At 30.6% G+C, this 16,886-nt stretch carries 12 protein-coding genes; 7 read left to right on the top strand and 5 right to left on the bottom strand.

Annotated features, from left to right (window positions below; genetic code table 11):
• Positions 1-154: 154 nt before the first annotated feature.
• Positions 155-1,084 carry a tRNA epoxyqueuosine(34) reductase QueG gene (gene queG / locus EYW44_RS15870; RefSeq protein WP_132724835.1) on the bottom strand — a complete coding sequence of 310 codons (930 nt, stop codon included), beginning with the start codon at positions 1,082-1,084 and terminating at the stop codon, positions 155-157.
• A 131-nt stretch (positions 1,085-1,215) separates the two neighbouring features.
• On the opposite strand from queG, the gene EYW44_RS15865 reads away from it, so the two are divergent.
• Positions 1,216-3,834 carry an AsmA family protein gene (locus EYW44_RS15865; protein WP_132724833.1) on the top strand — a complete coding sequence of 873 codons (2,619 nt, stop codon included), beginning with the start codon at positions 1,216-1,218 and terminating at the stop codon, positions 3,832-3,834.
• Positions 3,835-3,892: 58 nt separating this feature from the next.
• On the opposite strand, the gene gldD is transcribed toward EYW44_RS15865, so the two are convergent.
• The 4 genes from gldD to mutY are packed head-to-tail and all read right to left on the bottom strand — an operon-like array spanning position 3,893 to position 7,312.
• Positions 3,893-4,459: a gliding motility lipoprotein GldD gene (gene gldD / locus EYW44_RS15860; RefSeq protein WP_132724831.1), complete on the bottom strand. Its 567-nt coding sequence runs from the start codon at positions 4,457-4,459 to the stop codon at positions 3,893-3,895.
• On the bottom strand, positions 4,452-5,783 hold the full coding sequence (gene gldE, locus EYW44_RS15855; protein ID WP_165872250.1) for a gliding motility-associated protein GldE: 1,332 nt from the start codon (positions 5,781-5,783) through the stop codon (positions 4,452-4,454). Before gldE ends, gldD begins: the two co-directional genes overlap by 8 nt.
• Positions 5,784-5,802: 19 nt before the next feature.
• Entirely contained in the window at positions 5,803-6,228 is a 426-nt protein-coding gene (locus tag EYW44_RS15850) for a single-stranded DNA-binding protein (RefSeq protein WP_132724829.1), read from the bottom strand.
• Between the two features lie 37 nt (positions 6,229-6,265).
• Positions 6,266-7,312, bottom strand: coding sequence for an A/G-specific adenine glycosylase (gene mutY, locus EYW44_RS15845; RefSeq protein ID WP_132724827.1), 1,047 nt, complete (start codon positions 7,310-7,312; stop codon positions 6,266-6,268).
• Between the two features lie 205 nt (positions 7,313-7,517).
• Here mutY and EYW44_RS15840 point away from each other — a divergent pair, with 205 nt between their 5' ends.
• The 6 genes from EYW44_RS15840 (at position 7,518) to EYW44_RS15815 (ending at position 16,801) form a co-directional block, all read left to right on the top strand.
• Positions 7,518-10,853 carry a SusC/RagA family TonB-linked outer membrane protein gene (locus EYW44_RS15840; protein WP_132724825.1) on the top strand — a complete coding sequence of 1,112 codons (3,336 nt, stop codon included), beginning with the start codon at positions 7,518-7,520 and terminating at the stop codon, positions 10,851-10,853.
• Positions 10,854-10,863: 10 nt separating this feature from the next.
• Positions 10,864-12,441, top strand: a complete 1,578-nt coding sequence (locus EYW44_RS15835) for a RagB/SusD family nutrient uptake outer membrane protein (RefSeq protein ID WP_132724823.1) — start codon at positions 10,864-10,866, stop codon at positions 12,439-12,441.
• Between the two features lie 14 nt (positions 12,442-12,455).
• Positions 12,456-13,340, top strand: coding sequence for a zinc-binding metallopeptidase (locus EYW44_RS15830; protein WP_132724821.1), 885 nt, complete (start codon positions 12,456-12,458; stop codon positions 13,338-13,340).
• Between the two features lie 5 nt (positions 13,341-13,345).
• Complete coding sequence (locus EYW44_RS15825) at positions 13,346-14,548, top strand: DUF4302 domain-containing protein (protein WP_132724819.1); 1,203 nt, start codon at positions 13,346-13,348, stop codon at positions 14,546-14,548.
• A 137-nt stretch (positions 14,549-14,685) separates the two neighbouring features.
• Complete coding sequence (locus tag EYW44_RS15820; RefSeq protein WP_075340504.1) at positions 14,686-14,976, top strand: HU family DNA-binding protein; 291 nt, start codon at positions 14,686-14,688, stop codon at positions 14,974-14,976.
• A 286-nt stretch (positions 14,977-15,262) separates the two neighbouring features.
• The gene (locus tag EYW44_RS15815) at positions 15,263-16,801 is read left to right on the top strand and encodes an Rne/Rng family ribonuclease (protein WP_132724817.1); all 1,539 of its coding nucleotides are present in this window, start codon (positions 15,263-15,265) and stop codon (positions 16,799-16,801) included.
• The last annotated feature ends 85 nt before the right edge of the window (positions 16,802-16,886 follow it).

Below are 16,886 nucleotides of genomic sequence, written 5' to 3'. Positions count from 1 at the left end.
AGCCATTGCGAACTGTTTTGTAAACTAATGACGAGCTTTTGTCTTGTTCTTTCTCCTTTTATTAAATCTCTAAATCTAAAACTTTAATAAAATTTATTCCTAATACAAACATAGGATGACACTTTTGAATAAAAAATTATTTTGTTTGATATTTTTATCTGTTACTAGAAAACCCAACATTCCGCATTAAACCAACATACTTTGTTCGTTTTACCGCCGATTTTTTAAACACTTTTCTAAAAGTTTCTTCGGTAAGTTCTTTCCAATCAGATTTTGTAAGTTCTAATAAATTTTCTTTGGGATTGAATAACGACTCATTGTGTTGTTTGGAGAATCTATTCCACGGACAAACGTCCTGGCAAATATCGCAACCAAACACCCAATCTTGCATTTGATCTTTAAACTGTGTCGGAATATTATCTCTTAACTCAATGGTTAAATATGAAATACATTTACTACCATCTAATTGATTATTGGGCAAAATAGCTTTAGTAGGACACGCATCAATACAACGCGTACATGAACCGCAATGATCGGTTGTAAAAGGAGTATCATATTCTAACTCTAAATCAATAATTAATTCAGCTAAAAAAAAGAAAGACCCTTGTTGTTTCTGAATTAACAAAGTATGTTTTCCATTCCAACCCAAACCTGCTTTTTCCGCCCAAGCCCTTTCTAAAACCGGAGCTGAATCCACAAAACAACGTCCATCTACCTCTCCAATTTCATCACGAATACATGCTAATAATTCAAACAATTTATTTTTAATCACATGATGATAATCTTCTCCATAGGCATATTTAGCAATTTTATAAGTATCGTCTTTCTGCTGTTCTTCTGGGAAGTAATTATACGCAAGAGAAATCACCGATTTAGACCCTTCTACCAATAATCTTGGATCTAATCGTTTATCAAAATGATTCTCCATATACTGCATTTTTCCATGGTAATCATTTTTTAACCAAGCTTCTAAACGCGGCGCTTCTTTTTCTAAAAAATCAGCCTTCGCAATACCACACGATAAAAAACCTAATCGTTTGGCATGCTGCTTTATTATTTTAGAATATTGACTTGTATTTTTCAAAAAAGAAACATTTTTTTAACTACAATATTAACCCTTTCCTGTTAACTTTGTATGATAATTCGCTAATCCCAACGGAACAGAAATGCATAATTACTGCTTTTTACCGTTATAGAAACAAAATCATTTGTATCATGAAAAAAATTCTTAAAATAGTCGCTATCATTTTTGTTGTTTTAATAGTTGCTTTGGCTGCAATACCATATCTATTTCAAGATAAAATTGTAGCACTAATCAAAGAAACTATCAACAATAATGTAAATGCAAAAGTTGAATTTTCTGATGCAAATTTAAGCTTATTAAAAAACTTTCCGAAGGCTTCTGTAGAATTAAAAGATGTATTGGTTACTAATTTTGATCCTTTTGAAGGTGATACCTTAGTTTACAGTGAAACTATTCAACTAAAATTGAAACTAACTGAAGTTTTTAAAAGCGCTAACTCACAACTTAATATTAACTCATTTTTAATTGACAATGCTTTAGTTAATATTAAAGTTGATGAAAACGGAAATGCTAATTATGACATTGCTAAAACAGCAGTAAACACTAATAATTCAGAAGTTACAGAAGAAAATACTGAAGCTAGCAACTTTAGCTTATCATTACAATCGTACGCAATTACTAATGGTACTTTTAAATATAATGATGCTAAAGGAAAAATGAATGTGGTTTTATCTGATTTTAGCCATTCTGGTAGTGGCGATTTTTCTCAAAAAACCACAGAGTTAGACACTAAAACATCTACTAGTATTCTATTTGAAAAAGATGGAAGTACTTTAGTTAACAATCAGCATTTAGATTTGTCTGCTGTGCTGGCTTTAGACCTAGAAAACAGCAAATATTCTTTCTTAAAAAACGAAGCACACATCAATCAGTTACCATTAATTTTTGATGGTTTTGTTCAGTTGAATAAAGACGAGAGTCAAGACATTCATTTAAACTTTAAAACACCTTCATCTGACTTTAAAAACTTTTTAGCTTTAATTCCTGAAGAATATGCTAAAAACATAGCCGATGTTAAAACTACTGGTGATTTTAGTATTGTTGGCAAAGTAGATGGTGTGGTTACAGAAACAACAATTCCGAAAATAGACGTAACCATCTCTTCTAACAATGCTTCTTTTAAATACCCTAGCTTACCAAAAAGTGTTGAAAACATTGTTATTAACACACAAATTAAAAACAATACAGGAAAGCTTGACGACACTTTTGTAAACGTACAACAATTAGCTTTTAAAATTGACGATAACAAGTTTAGCGGAAATGCATTAATTAAAAACTTAACTAAAAACCCATATGTAAAGTCTACCGTAAACGGAAAAATCGATTTAAGTCATTTAAACGATGTATATCCGCTGGAATTAAAGAATAAATTAAACGGAGTAATCACCGCTAACGTAAATGCTAGTTTTGATTTAGATGCCGTACAAAACAATAAATACCAACGTATAAAAACAGAAGGTAAGGTAGCTATGGATAACTTTTTATTTAGTGGAGATGCCATTGCGAAACCTTTACAAATTAACAATGCTACTGTAGATTTTAAACCTACTAAAATATCACTAACTAATTTTGATGCTAAAACAGGTGATAGCGATTTAAAAGCTACTGGAACTTTAAATAATTTATTAGGATTTGTTTTATCTGACAAAAAACTACAAGGAACTTTTAACTTAAATTCTTCTTCATTTAAAGTAAGTGATTTTATGGTACCTGATACTGGTGAAGAAACAACTCAAACAGAAGAAACACCTACAAAAACATCAGAACAACCAAAGGAAAAATTAAAAATTCCTGCTTTTTTAGATTGCGTAGTAAATGCGAAAGCTACCGAAGTACATTATGATAATTTAAAATTGAATGACGTTACTGGAACTTTAATTATTAAAGACGAAAAAGCTACTTTAAAAAATGTAAACGGAAATATGTTTGGCGGTAACATTGCCTTAAACGGTACTGTTAACACCCAAAAAGAACAACCTATTTTTGATATGGACATGGGTATTAAATCATTCAATATTAGTGAATCTTTTAAAAATATTGAGCTGTTTAAAATGTTATCTCCTATTGCTGATGTTTTACAAGGAAAACTAAACACCAGCTTAAATTTATCTGGAAACTTGAATGATGATTTTACACCTAACTTATCTTCTATGACAGGAAAAGCTTTAGCTGAAGTGTTAGCTACTAACATTGAACCTAAAAACTCAAAAGCGTTAAGCTTATTAGACCAAAACTTAGGTTTTGTAAATCTAAAAGAACTTAATTTAAAAGACATAAAAACGAATCTTACATTCGATAAAGGAAAGGTGAATGTAAAGCCTTTTAATTTAAAGTATAAGGATATTGATATTCAAGTTGGAGGTAGTCATAGTTTTGATCAGTTAATGGATTATAATGCTACTTTTAATGTTCCTGCGAAATACTTAGGAAAAGAAGTTACTAATTTATTAGCGAAAGCAGATGCTGATAGCAAAAACACTAAAGTACCTGTTACTGCTAATTTTTCTGGAAGCTTCACACAACCATCTGTGAAAACAGACTTAAAATCAGCCGTTAGTAATTTAACTACTCAATTAGTACAAAAACAAAAGAGTAAATTAGTTGATAAAGCTATTGGCGGATTACTAGGCGGCACTAAAAAAGATGACGGTAAATCTTCTGCTACCAATAATAAATCAGACAAAACTGTTGATAAAGTAAAAGACGTTTTAGGTGGTTTATTCGGTAAAAAGAAGAAGAAAAAAGACTAATCTTCACAAACACTTATCAGTAATTGTAGCTTTGTTAATTACTGATAAGTGTTTTTTTTTATTGATCCTTATTTTTCCAATGTAGTGTTTCCATGATATGAATCATGTCTTTTTTAATATAATCTACTGCTGGTAAAATACTATCGTAATTAGGTTTTCTATGGAAAAACAACGAAGCCTTTAAAAAGTGTTGAGAACTATCTGTTACATGAAACTGAACTTGCGAAGCTGCATTTCCTAAAATTTCACACATTTTTCCGTATACCTTTCTTTCTGAATTAGAATATTCTCTCCAAGAAATATTATCTGCTTTTACTGTATGCTCAAAAACTAATTTTTCAGCCTCTACTAACAATTCTTTTAAATTATTATTTACTGGTCTGTAAGTAATATCTACAGAAGCATTCAATGACGGATATTGTATTTTCAACCAATTTTTAGGTTGCTTTTTAATAGTTGTACTATTTAAAACCTCAAACATATAAGGTCTCTCAACATTCATTGAAACGTATTCTTTCTTCGGATAAACCAAACTAAGCTGTGCTTTAGGTTTTGGAAGCGTTTCATTTTTACAAGACAACAGACTTAAAACAATAAATAAAAATAACAGAACTGACTTATACATTACGTGTAACTTTAATTTGTTTAATTCTTTTTCTATCTAACGCTTCAATAGTAAAAGTATACTCTTTTTTATAATTTATTTTATCTCCTATTCTAGGAAACCTTCCTGATATTTCTAATATAAAACCAGCCAAAGTTTCACTTTCACCTTTTTCTTCTTCAAAAATTGCTTCATCTTCTTCTAACACCCTACATAAATCTTTCACAGTAACCTTGCCTTCAAAAATAAAGTTATTTTCATCTATTTTAGAATACGATAAGTCATCATCATCAAACTCATCATTAATATCACCTACAATTTCTTCAATAACATCCTCTAACGTTACAATTCCGCTTGTTCCTCCATATTCATCAACTACAATTGCTAAATGATTCTTTTTCTCTTGAAACTCCTTTAACAAATCATCTAACTTTTTATTCTCGGGAATAAAAAAAGGTTTTCTAATTAAGCTTTGCCAATTAAAATCTTTTTTATTCAAATGGGCTAACAAGTCTTTGGCATACAATATACCTATAATATTATCTATATTTTCTTCATATACAGGATTTCTAGAATACCCGTTTTTTAATATTGTATTCAATACTTTGTCATAACTAAACGTATTAGAAATAGCACAAACATCTGTTCTAGGTTTCATAATCTGAACCGTTTCTGTATTTCCAAAAGTTACAATTCCTTCTAAAATCTTTTGTTCGTCTTTTGTTGTAGAATGCTCTGAAGTTAACTCAAGCGCCTGTGATAATTTCTCTACAGATAAATTGCTGTTTTTCCCTCCTAATTTTCGCTCAATACTATTCGTTAAACTTGTGAGAGGAATATTCAAAGGTGTTAAAATAACATTTAGCACATGAATTGGCTTTGCCATAATTGATGCAAAGTGCAACGATTTTCTGCTAGCATACACTTTTGGCAAAACTTCTCCGAATAATAAAATTAAAAAAGTAACCAATCCTACTTGAATGAACACTTTTACGACTGAATTTGAAATATGAACAAACCATAAATCAATCGAAAAATTAATGTTTCCAAACATAAATTCATCTAGCGACGCAAAGATTAGCACCACTAAAATATTTATAAAATTATTGGTTATCAATATAGTTCCGAGTAACTTCTTTGGCTTCTCCAAAAGCTTCACTACAATACTCTCCCCTTTTGTTTTTTCATCTAACTCGTCTATTTCAGTTTGAGAAATAGAAAAAAATGCAACTTCAGTTCCTGATATTAATGCGGAACAAATTAATAACACAAACAATGCTATTAAACTAACTGAGTTTACAAATATTGATGATGATATGAATAAAAGATGGGGCTCTGGATCCAATGTTTACAATTTAATTAAACTAAAATGGCAAATCATCATTATCATCTGATGAATTATTATTTGGTGCATTTGGTATTGGTGCTGATGCAGGGTTTTCAGGAGTTGTCTCCTTTTTTGTAGTTAAGAAAGTCATGTCTTGTACATGAATTTCTGTTGTATACCTTTTTTGACCTTCAACTTCGTACTGACGATTTTTAATTCTTCCTTCCAAGTATACTTTATCTCCTTTACTAAGGTATTTTTCACAAATCTCTGCTAGCTTGTTTCTAACAACAATATTATGCCAATCTGTATTTGTAATTCTTTCGCCTGTTTGACGATTTGTGTAAGACTCATTTGTTGCTAAAGGAAAACGACCTATTGAATTACCTCCTTCAAAATAGTGCATTTTCACTTCATCTCCTAAATGACCTATCAATATAACTTTATTTATCGTTCCTGCCATTGCTAATTTTAAGTGCAAAAATCAAATATACAAAAATTTAATTTTCGCTGTTTTTGTAATTTTCTAAAAATTTATGAATTAAAATCGACACTGGAAATTCTTCTACTTTACTCCAAGAAATCGTGCTTTGATTCACTTCACTTGTTTTTACAATCCAAAACCTTGTATACAAGTGCTGATGTGACAATTTATGAACTATTGACTCATGATTGAAAAGCTTAATAGAGACCTCTTTTTTAAATAAAGATTGAAACAACTCCTCTTTTACCAAAGCTTCCTCATCAATAATTTTTGACGATTCAATCAATGGAAATTGATATAAATTTTGCCAAATTCCCTTTTCAGTTCGTTCTTCCAAAACAGTAGTATCATTATCCAACTCTACAACCAAATAATTAAAATATCTTTTTTTAACCTTGATCTTTTTGGTTTTAACTGGTAAAGATTGAATTAGATCTTTCTCATGAGCAACACAACTATTGACAAAAGGGCAAATGTTACAATCAGGATTTTGAGGCTTACACTGAGTAGCACCAAAATCCATAATAGCTTGATTAAATGTACCTGGGTTATCAACATCTATTAAAGACTGGGCTAATTCCTTAAAATTTTTAATTCCTTGAGTACTGTTAATGGGAGTCTCAATTCCGTAATAACGAGACAGCACCCTGTATACATTACCATCAACCACCGCCGAAGCTTCGTTAAAACATATAGAAGCTATTGCTGACGCAGTGTAATCTCCAACTCCTTTTAACTTCAACAATCCTTTATAACTATCAGGAAAAACACCATTTAATTCATTTGCTATGTATTTTGCTGTAAAATGTAAATTCCTAGCTCTAGAATAATACCCTAAACCTTGCCATAATTTTAACACATAACTTTCTTCTGCATTTGCTAAATCAAACAGCGTAGGAAAGGCTTCTGTAAACTTCAAAAAATAAGGCAAACCTTGTTGAACTCTGGTCTGCTGTAGCATGATTTCGCTAAGCCAAATATGATATGGATTCTGGGTTTTACGCCAAGGAAGCTCTCTCTTATTTTGAGCATACCAATAAATTAATGTTTCTTTAAAATTCACCTAAAAAAATTTGATTTTGCAAATTTACGAGAAAACTTCTTTAACATTTTGTTTAGTTTTTTAACCAAACATCAAACAAAAAACAAATCTTTTTTTTGATAATTTTAACGTATGTTTGTGTTTTAAAAGTTAAAGCATGTTAATTTTTGATTTCTCAAAAAAAAATTGTTGCTTTACGTTTGAATTAATCCTTAATTTATAATAAATGGTTATTAAAAACTTAAGAAGTACACTAATAATCGTGCTAACTCTTCTTGCACAGGTAACTTTTGCTCAAAATGTTACTGTATCAGGTTTAGTTTCCGATAAAGACGGACCGCTACCAGGGGTTACGATATTAGTTAAAGGTACAACAAGAGGTGTTGAGACTGATTTTGATGGTAATTACTCTATCTCAGTCTCAAAAGGTAAAACACTTATTTACAGCTTCATCGGAATGAAGACAGCTGAAAGAGTTGTAGGTGATGTTGAAACAATCAACGTTTACCTTGAAGAAGAATTAGACTTGTTAGATGAAGTCGTTGTAACAGGTTTAACTGTTACAGACAGAAAAATCTTTACGGGTGCTGCAAAAACATTAAAGGCAGAAGAAATTAAACTAGACGGTGTACCTAACATCAGTAGGGCTCTAGAAGGTAGAGCTGCAGGTGTAACAGTACAAAATGTATCTGGTACTTTTGGTACTGCTCCTAAAATTAGAATTAGAGGAGCTACATCTATCTTAGGTGGTTCAAGACCTCTATGGGTTATTGATGGTGTTATATTAGAAGATCTTATACAAGTATCTGCTGATGATTTATCTTCTGGTGATGCAACTACTCTTATTAGTTCTGCTGTTGCAGGTTTAAATGCAGACGATATTGAAAGCTTTGAAGTGCTAAAAGATGGTTCTGCAACTTCTGTATATGGTGCTAGAGCTAAAGGAGGGGTAATTGTTATTACAACTAAAAAAGGTCGTTCAGGTATTAGTACTTTTAACTACACAAATGAATCTACATTTAGATTTATTCCAAGCTATAATGATTTTAACCTTATGAATTCTCAAGAACAGTTATCTGTTTATGAAGAAATGAGAAGAGGTGGTTGGTTAACTCAAGCTAGTGTTTTTAACGGAAGTGAATCTGGAATATATAGAACTTTATATGAGAATTTTTACACACTAGATTCTAATGGTAATTTTGTTGTAAAAAATAATGGTCAAGGAATTGCTGAATTTTTAAGACAAGCGGAATACAGGAATACAGATTGGTTTAGCGAATTATTTGTTGCTAACGTTATGCAAAACCATTCTATGAGTTTTTCTTCTGGTACTGAAAAAGCAAGTTATTATGGTTCTGTAAGTGCTTTAGTTGATCCAGGATGGACAAAATCTAGTAATGTTAATAGATATACTGCTAACTTCAACTCTAATTTCAAATTATCTGACAGATTCACTATCAACACTATAAGCAATGCTTCTATTAGAAGTCAAAGAGCTCCTGGTACTTTATCAAGAGATATAGATATTGTTTCTGGTGAGGTAAAAAGGGATTTTGATATAAACCCTTACTCTTTTGCATTAAATTCATCTAGAACTCTAGATCCTAAAACTATATACACCAGTAATTTTGCTGACTTCAACATACTTAAAGAACTTGAAGAAAACTATATAGATTTAAGTGCTGTTAATATGAGGTTCCAAACAGAATTGAAATACGATATTACTCCTGAACTAGAAATCAGCGCTTTAGGAGCTATAAAATATCAGACTTCAACGCAAGAACATCATTCAACTGAATTCTCTAATCAAGCTAATGCATATAGAGCAGGTACTGACCCTATCAACACTTTAGTTAGAGATAGCAATCCTTTCCTTTACACAGACCCTGACAATCCTTTTGCTCAACCAATAAGCGTTTTACCTGAAGGAGGAATATACAGAAGGACAGATTATGAGACTGTTGGGTATGATTTTAGATCAACTTTATCTTATAAAAATCTTTTTAACGACATTCATACTATTAATGCTTATGTTGGTATGCAATCTAACTCAGTTGATCGTAGTATATCAAACTTCACTGGATGGGGGTTACAATACTCTTTAGGCGAAGTTCCTTTCTACAATTTCGAACTATTTAAAAAAGGTGTAGAAGAAAACAACTTGTATTATGGTGTTAATAACACGAGAGAAAGAAATTTAGCTTTCTTCAGTAACTTAACTTATTCATGGGATAAAAAATATACAGTTACAGGAACAGTTAGATATGAAGGAACAAATAGACTAGGAAAATCTACACAATCTAGATGGCTTCCTACTTGGAATGTTTCTGGTTCATGGAATGCTCACAGAGAAAGCTTTTTCGATGACTTAAGACCTACTTTAAATCGTTTAACATTAAAAGGATCTTATAGTTTAACAGCTGATGTTGGTCCATTTAACATTACTAACTCTTTAGCTGTAATTAGAAGTACTAATCCTTGGAGACCTATATCTTCAGTAAAAGAATCTGCTCTTTTTATCGATGAACTAGAAAATAGTAATTTAACTTATGAGAAAAAACATGAATTAAATTTAGGTTTTGATGCAGGTCTTTTTGATGACAGAATAACTTTAGGATTAGATTGGTACAAAAGAGACAATTTTGATTTAATAGGACCAATTACAACTCAAGGAATCGGAGGACAAGTAAATAAGTTTGGTAATATTGCTGAACTAAAATCTGATGGTTTAGAATTTTCTTTATCTACAGTAAATATTAAAACTGATAAGTTCTCTTGGACAACTGATTTTGTATATGCTAAAGCACAGAATGAGGTTACGAAATTAGATAATAATTCAAGAGTTATAGATTTAGTTGCTGGTACAGGATTTGCTAGACAAGGATACCCTGTAAGATCTATATTTTCTATTCCTTTTAATGGTTTAAATGATGAAGGGTTACCTACATTTACCAACGAAAATGGAGAAACAACAGTTTTTGATGTTAATCTACAAGAAAGAGATAATGTTGATTTTCTTGAATATTCGGGCTCTGTAGATCCAACTGATACAGGAAGTTTAAATAATACATTTACTTATGGTGGCTTTTCATTGAATGTATTTGCTACCTATTCATTTGGTAATGTAGTTCGATTAGACCCTATATTTGATTCACAATATTCTGATTTAACAGCGTTCCCTAAAGAATTCGAAGATAGATGGATAGTACCTGGTGACGAAAACTTTACTAACATCCCTGTTATCGCCACAAGACTTCAAGAACAAAACTATGGTGCTTTTAATTTAGCTACTGCGTATAATTTATATAACTATACTGATGAGAGAGTTGCTAAAGGTGATTTTATAAGATTAAAACAAATTTCATTAGGTTATCAATTTAATAAAGACTTAGTAGAGAACTTAAACTTAAGTAGCTTAGCTATAAAGCTTCAAGCAACTAACTTATTTTTACTTTACTCAGACGACAAATTAAGAGGACAAGATCCTGAATTTTTTAGATCTGGTGGTGTTTCAGCTCCTATAGCTAGACAAATTACTTTTACATTAAGATTAGGAATATAAAAAAACAATGATGAATAAAAAAAATATAATACTCTATATTTTATTATCTTTTATCACTTTTACATCATGTAGTGAGTTTTTAGATGAAACTCCAGATAATAGAATAGAATTAGATTCGAACGAAAAGATTAGAGCTTTATTAACTTCAGCATATTCTACTAGTAATTTCATCATGATGACTGAATTAGCTAGTGATAATATAGATGATTTTGGATTAGAAAACCCAAATACTATTAGATCATATGATGAAATGGCTTATTGGGAAGATGTAGCTGGAGCTGGAAATGATGATCCAGTTTCTATTTGGGGGAATGCCTATGAAGCTATTGCACATTCTAATCAAGCACTTGATGCTATAAAGCAATTAAACGACATCGATTTATCTGCAGAAAAAGGTGAAGCTTTGATTACAAGAGCATATAATCATTTTGTTTTGGTAAATCTTTTTGCTAGGCATTACAATTCTTCAACTAGTGATTCTGACCTAGGAATTCCTTATCTTGAGGTACCTGAAACTGAATTAGATGTTAAATATGAAAGAGAAAGTGTTTCTCAAGTTTATGCTAAAATAGAAAAAGATATTTTAGAAGCATTACCTTTAATCAATGATGCTATATATCAAGTAAAGACATATCATTTTAATCGTAGTGCAGCTTTTGCTTTTGCTGCTAGATTTTATTTATATTATGGTAATTGGCAAAAAGCAGCAGAGTATGCAACTGTTGCACTTAATAATGGTGGTTCTCTTAGAAACTGGAGCTTTTTTGGTACACTCCCTAGAGAAGAGCAAGTTGTTGCCAATCAATACATAACTGACTTAGATAATTTTTTAGTACAAACTTCTATATCTAGTGCTGGTCAGGTTTTTGGTGGCTTTTTTACTGGCTCACGCTTTAACCACACACGTTTTATAGCTGATAATCAAACTTTATTTGCTCCGTTACCTTGGTCAGCAGCTACTGGAGTTACTAGAGGCTCTTTTAATTTTGAACCTTTTATATATACAGCTAACAATTTAGATAAATCATTATTTTATAAGACTCCTAGACTTTTTGAAATAACTGATCCTGTAGCTGGAATCGGTTTTTTAAGAACAGTTACAGTTCCTTTTACTTATGATGAAGCATTATTAATAAGAGCGGAAGCTTTTACAAATTTAGGACAATACGACAATGCTTTAGCTGACATAAATACATGGAGTAGAAATTTTTATTCTACATTTCCTGCTACTGATGTAACATTAACTAACGTTAATGATTTTTATAACGGATTAGATTACTCTAAATTGACTTCTTCTACAGGTACAGGTATTAACCAAAAGAAAGAGTTAAGCCCAGATTTTCCTATCAGAGATAAAGATCATGAAAACATGTTACATTATGTTTTACAAAGTAGAAGAGTATTAACTCTACATGAAGGTTTAAGATGGTTTGATATAAAAAGATACGGAATAGAGGTTCCAAGATATGTATATGGATCTGACGGATCTATAAGTGAGGTAGATGTATTAGGCAAATCTGATCCTAGAAAAGCTCTACAAATACCTAATGATGTTATTAGTGCTGGTTTAACACCAAATCCTAGATAAAATAATTATACGATATGAAAAGTATTTTAAAAATATTTATAGTTACAATTCCTTTATTCACATGTTTTAGTTCATGTGATGAAGATAATTTACCGAATGAAGATATATCGGTAGTTAGAATAGAAAATGAAGTAAATAATGATTTCGATGCTTATTTACAAAGAGAGTTTGTAGATAAATATAACGTTGAACTAAATTATAAGTTATCATTTATAGAACTAAACTTAAATCAAACGGTAGTACCTGCTGATTATGAAAAAAGTATAAGAATGGCTAATATCATGAAGTTTTTATGCTTTGAACCTTTTGATAAAGTAGCTCCTGAAAACTTCATGAAATTCTACTTTCCTAAGCAAGTTGTTTTAATTGGATCTGGAGCTTTTCAAAATAATGGAACTGTTATATTGGGTACAGCAGAATCTGGTAGAAAAATATCATTATATGATGTTAATAGCCTAGATTTAACTGATGTAGAAGTATTATTTAGACGTTACTTTAGAACAATTTATCATGAATTTGCTCACATATGGCATCAAACTCTTCCTTTTTCTGTAGATTTTAATCAAATTACACCTACAACTTACACAGGTGATTCTTGGAATGAATCTTGGGGTGTTGGTGAATCTTTACAAGCAGGTTATATTAGTGATTATGCTAGTAATGAACCAAATGAGGATTTTGTTGAGTTAATTGCGCACTATGTAACTTTTACTCCTGATAGATGGAATCAAACATTAGTTGATGCGGGTACAGACGGAGCAGCAATCATTAATCAGAAGATTAATATTGTTCGTAATTATTTAGCAACAACTTGGTCTATAGATATAGATGAATTACGTGATGAAATACTAGACAGAGCTAGTAGATTAGATGAGCAAGATTTTGATAATATAAATTAAAAACGATGAAAAATAGTATACAAAAATATATTCCTTTCATTTTATTATGCATGTTATTCATATCATGTAATGACGAAAATGAAGGTCTGTTTGATACAAGTGCAGCTGAGAGACTTGATAAAAACATAACTGAAGTTCAAAACAAATTAATTTCATCTGATAATGGATGGGTATTTGAATATTTTCCTCATAGAGAACAAAATATAGGCGGATACAATTTTATTGTTAAATTCGACGATAAAAATAATGTTGAAGCTTATTCAGAAACTCAAACTGACTTTAGCACACCCGTATCTTCACTTTATGATGTTATAGCTAGAGGGGGTTCTTTATTAACATTTCATGAAAATAACTCTTTGCTTCATGAATTCTCTACACCTTCACCTAGTGAATATCAAGCAAAAGGTGGAGATTATGAATTTATTGTTTCTATTGTAGATGATAATACTTTAAAAGCTAAAGGTGCTGTTACAGGTAATAATTTATTTTTAAGAAAGCTTACAACTACACCACAAGAATACTTGACCAAAGTTTCGCAAATATCTAATAATATACTAGGTAAAAAGTTATTCTTAAAAATAGATTCAGGTTATGCTAATTTAGCTTTTTCTAACAGAAATATTACTATTACCAAAGGTTTAATTGGAAATACAGAAGATATAACAATTCCTATAGTTTTTACTACCACTGGAGTAAGATTTTATTCTCCTATTATGATTAATGGGGTTGAAGTTTCTGAACTAACATTTGATTCAAATAAATTAATAAATGAATCAGCAAGTGTGACTATAGAAGTTGTTGATACTCCTATTGACATGTCAATTTCTTGGGTAACAGCCGCAAGACCAGGTTTTATGCCTCAAGAATTTATAGATGTATTTGCTGTAGCTAAGGCAGCTCATGATCCAAACTTTGGAGGAGCTTTTCCTTTAAGCGATATTTTTAACATAGGAAATTCTAGTATAACTTTTAGAATTGGTGGTGCCATTGCTTCACATGGACTTGATTTTTCTGGAGTACCAGGAGAACCATTACAGATGAGTATTACTAAAGCTAATCCAGGTACAAATTGGAGATTTGTTCCTTCATTTGAACCTATGGTTGATATTTTTATTGATAATTCACCTTATAATGTTGATATAACTGATCCTACTGCTCCGATTCTTACTAGTGTAGCAAATCCTACATTTGCTTTCGTGTTACAATAACACAGGAGTTTAGATATAAAAAAAACCAAGATTCTTATAAATCTTGGTTTTTTTGTATTTTTAACTTTTTGAATTAGATATATTTATCATATATTTGCAGCCTTGAAAAAAATAAACATCATATAAAAATATATAAAATGACAAAAGCAGATATCGTATCGAAGATTTCAGACAAAACAGGAATAGAAAAAGCAGATGTTTTAGCTACAGTTGAAGCATTTATGTCTGAGGTTAAAGATTCTTTAGAGAGTGGTGATAATGTATATTTAAGAGGTTTTGGAAGTTTTATCATTAAAACTAGAGCTGAAAAAACTGGTAGAAATATCTCTAAAAACACTACTATTAAGATTCCTGCACACAACATCCCTGCATTTAAACCAGCTAAAACTTTCACTGAAGGTGTAAAAGCAAAGGTTGCAGTTAAATAAAAATATTAACATACTCGTTAGAGTAACTAAAACATTTTAATTATGCCTAGTGGTAAAAAAAGAAAGAGAGCTAAGATCTCTACACACAAAAGAAAGAAAAGAGCGAGAGCAAATCGTCATAAGAAAAAGTAAGTTTTTAACTTACTTTTTCTGTGCTTTTTAAAAGCTAAAGCTAAAGTTCTTTGAAATACGAGATTAAAATCTCGATTTGGTATTTTATTAATACCTGCTTATAAAAATCTTAATCAGTTTACACTATTCTTGTGTAAACACAAAACTATTTCAGATGAAAACAGAATTAATTATTCGGTCAAATTCTTCTGATATAGATTTTGCCTTATTAAGAAATGGTAGACTTGTTGAATTAAACAAAGAAACTAGCGACAACAAATTTTCAGTTGGTGATATTTTTCTTGCGAAAATAGGAAAAGTTATGACTGGATTAAATGCCGCTTTTGTAAATGTCGGTTACCCTAAAGATGGTTTTTTACACTATCATGATTTAGGTCCGCAAGTACTTTCTTTAAGTAAATTCATCAAAAAAGTAAGCACAGGTAAATTTAAAGAGTTCACTTTAAAAAACTTCAAATCTGTCGATGATATAGACAAAGATGGAGGCATTAACGATGTACTAAAATCAGGTCAAAATTTATTAGTACAAATTGTAAAAGAACCCATTTCAACCAAAGGTCCTAGAATAAGCTCTGAGCTTTCTATTGCTGGACGTTATTTGGTATTAGTTCCTTTTTCTAACAGAGTGTCGGTATCACAGAAAATTACCGATAATAACGAAAAAGAACGTTTAAAAAAGTTAGCAAAAAGTATTAAACCTAAAGGGTTTGGACTTATTTTGCGTACTGTTGCTCAAGGAAAAAAAGTAGCAGAACTTGACAAAGATTTACAAAACTCAATAGACCGTTGGAAAACACTTTGCAAAAGAATTGCAAACACAAATACCCCAACAAAAGTATTAAGTGAGTTAGATAGAGCATCTTCTATTTTAAGAGATGTAATGAACGATTCTTTTACAAGTATTGTAACAAACGATGAAAGTTTAAAGATTGAAATAAAAGAGTACTTGCAAAAAATATATCCAGAAAAGGAAAATATAGTACGATTACATAAATCTTCTACTCCTATTTTTGAAAAATACGGAATTGAACGTCAAATAAAAACATCGTTTGGTAAAACTGTATCAATGAGTAAAGGTGCATATTTAGTTATAGAACATACTGAAGCACTACACGTAATTGATGTAAACAGTGGAAATAGATCTAATAAAGCTAAAAACCAAGAAGAAACCGCTCTTGAAGTTAATTTAATAGCTGCTACAGAGATAGCTAGACAATTACAACTTCGTGATATGGGTGGTATTATAGTTGTTGATTTTATTGATATGAAATCTGCTGAAAACAGACAGAAATTATATCAGCATTTAAGAGAAGCAATGGCTTTAGATAGAACTAAACACAAAATCTTACCTCCAAGTAAATTTGGCTTGGTACAAATTACACGACAAAGAGTTAGACCTGAACTCGAAATAAAAACAACAGAACCTAATCCTAATAAAAACGGAGAAGTTGAAGCCCCTATAGTTTTGATTGATAAAATTGAAGCTGAATTAGACAAAATTATGAACAGCAATACGGATTATAAAGACATTGTTTTAAATGTTCATCCTTTTATTGCTGCTTATTTAACTAAAAACATAAATTCTATTCGTTTTGGTTGGTTCTTACATTATAAAAAGTGGATAAAAATTATACCTAGAGATGCATATCAGTACTTACAATACCATTTTTCTTACAAGAAGAAAAATAAATAGTAAATAAGGCATTTTCTTATTATGAAATTAAATCCTACTTTGATTAATATCAGAGTAGGATTTTTTTATGCTTTATATTTAAATA

It is taken from the genome of Tenacibaculum sp. M341 (assembly GCF_004337695.1).
Classification (GTDB): domain Bacteria; phylum Bacteroidota; class Bacteroidia; order Flavobacteriales; family Flavobacteriaceae; genus Polaribacter.
This window is presented reverse-complemented; position numbering and strand designations above follow the sequence as displayed.

What these genes read in the sequence shown, in the direction of transcription:
- EYW44_RS15850 (WP_132724829.1), bottom strand. Translation starts at nt 6,228, where the DNA reads ATGGCAGGAACGATAAATAAAGTTATATTGATAGGTCATTTAGGAGAT.
- EYW44_RS15835 (WP_132724823.1), top strand. Translation starts at nt 10,864, where the DNA reads ATGAATAAAAAAAATATAATACTCTATATTTTATTATCTTTTATCACT.
- EYW44_RS15820 (WP_075340504.1), top strand. Translation starts at nt 14,686, where the DNA reads ATGACAAAAGCAGATATCGTATCGAAGATTTCAGACAAAACAGGAATA.
- EYW44_RS15815 (WP_132724817.1), top strand. Translation starts at nt 15,263, where the DNA reads ATGAAAACAGAATTAATTATTCGGTCAAATTCTTCTGATATAGATTTT.
- EYW44_RS15840 (WP_132724825.1), top strand. Translation starts at nt 7,518, where the DNA reads ATGGTTATTAAAAACTTAAGAAGTACACTAATAATCGTGCTAACTCTT.
- gldD (WP_132724831.1), bottom strand. Translation starts at nt 4,459, where the DNA reads ATGTATAAGTCAGTTCTGTTATTTTTATTTATTGTTTTAAGTCTGTTG.
- EYW44_RS15830 (WP_132724821.1), top strand. Translation starts at nt 12,456, where the DNA reads ATGAAAAGTATTTTAAAAATATTTATAGTTACAATTCCTTTATTCACA.
- EYW44_RS15825 (WP_132724819.1), top strand. Translation starts at nt 13,346, where the DNA reads ATGAAAAATAGTATACAAAAATATATTCCTTTCATTTTATTATGCATG.
- EYW44_RS15865 (WP_132724833.1), top strand. Translation starts at nt 1,216, where the DNA reads ATGAAAAAAATTCTTAAAATAGTCGCTATCATTTTTGTTGTTTTAATA.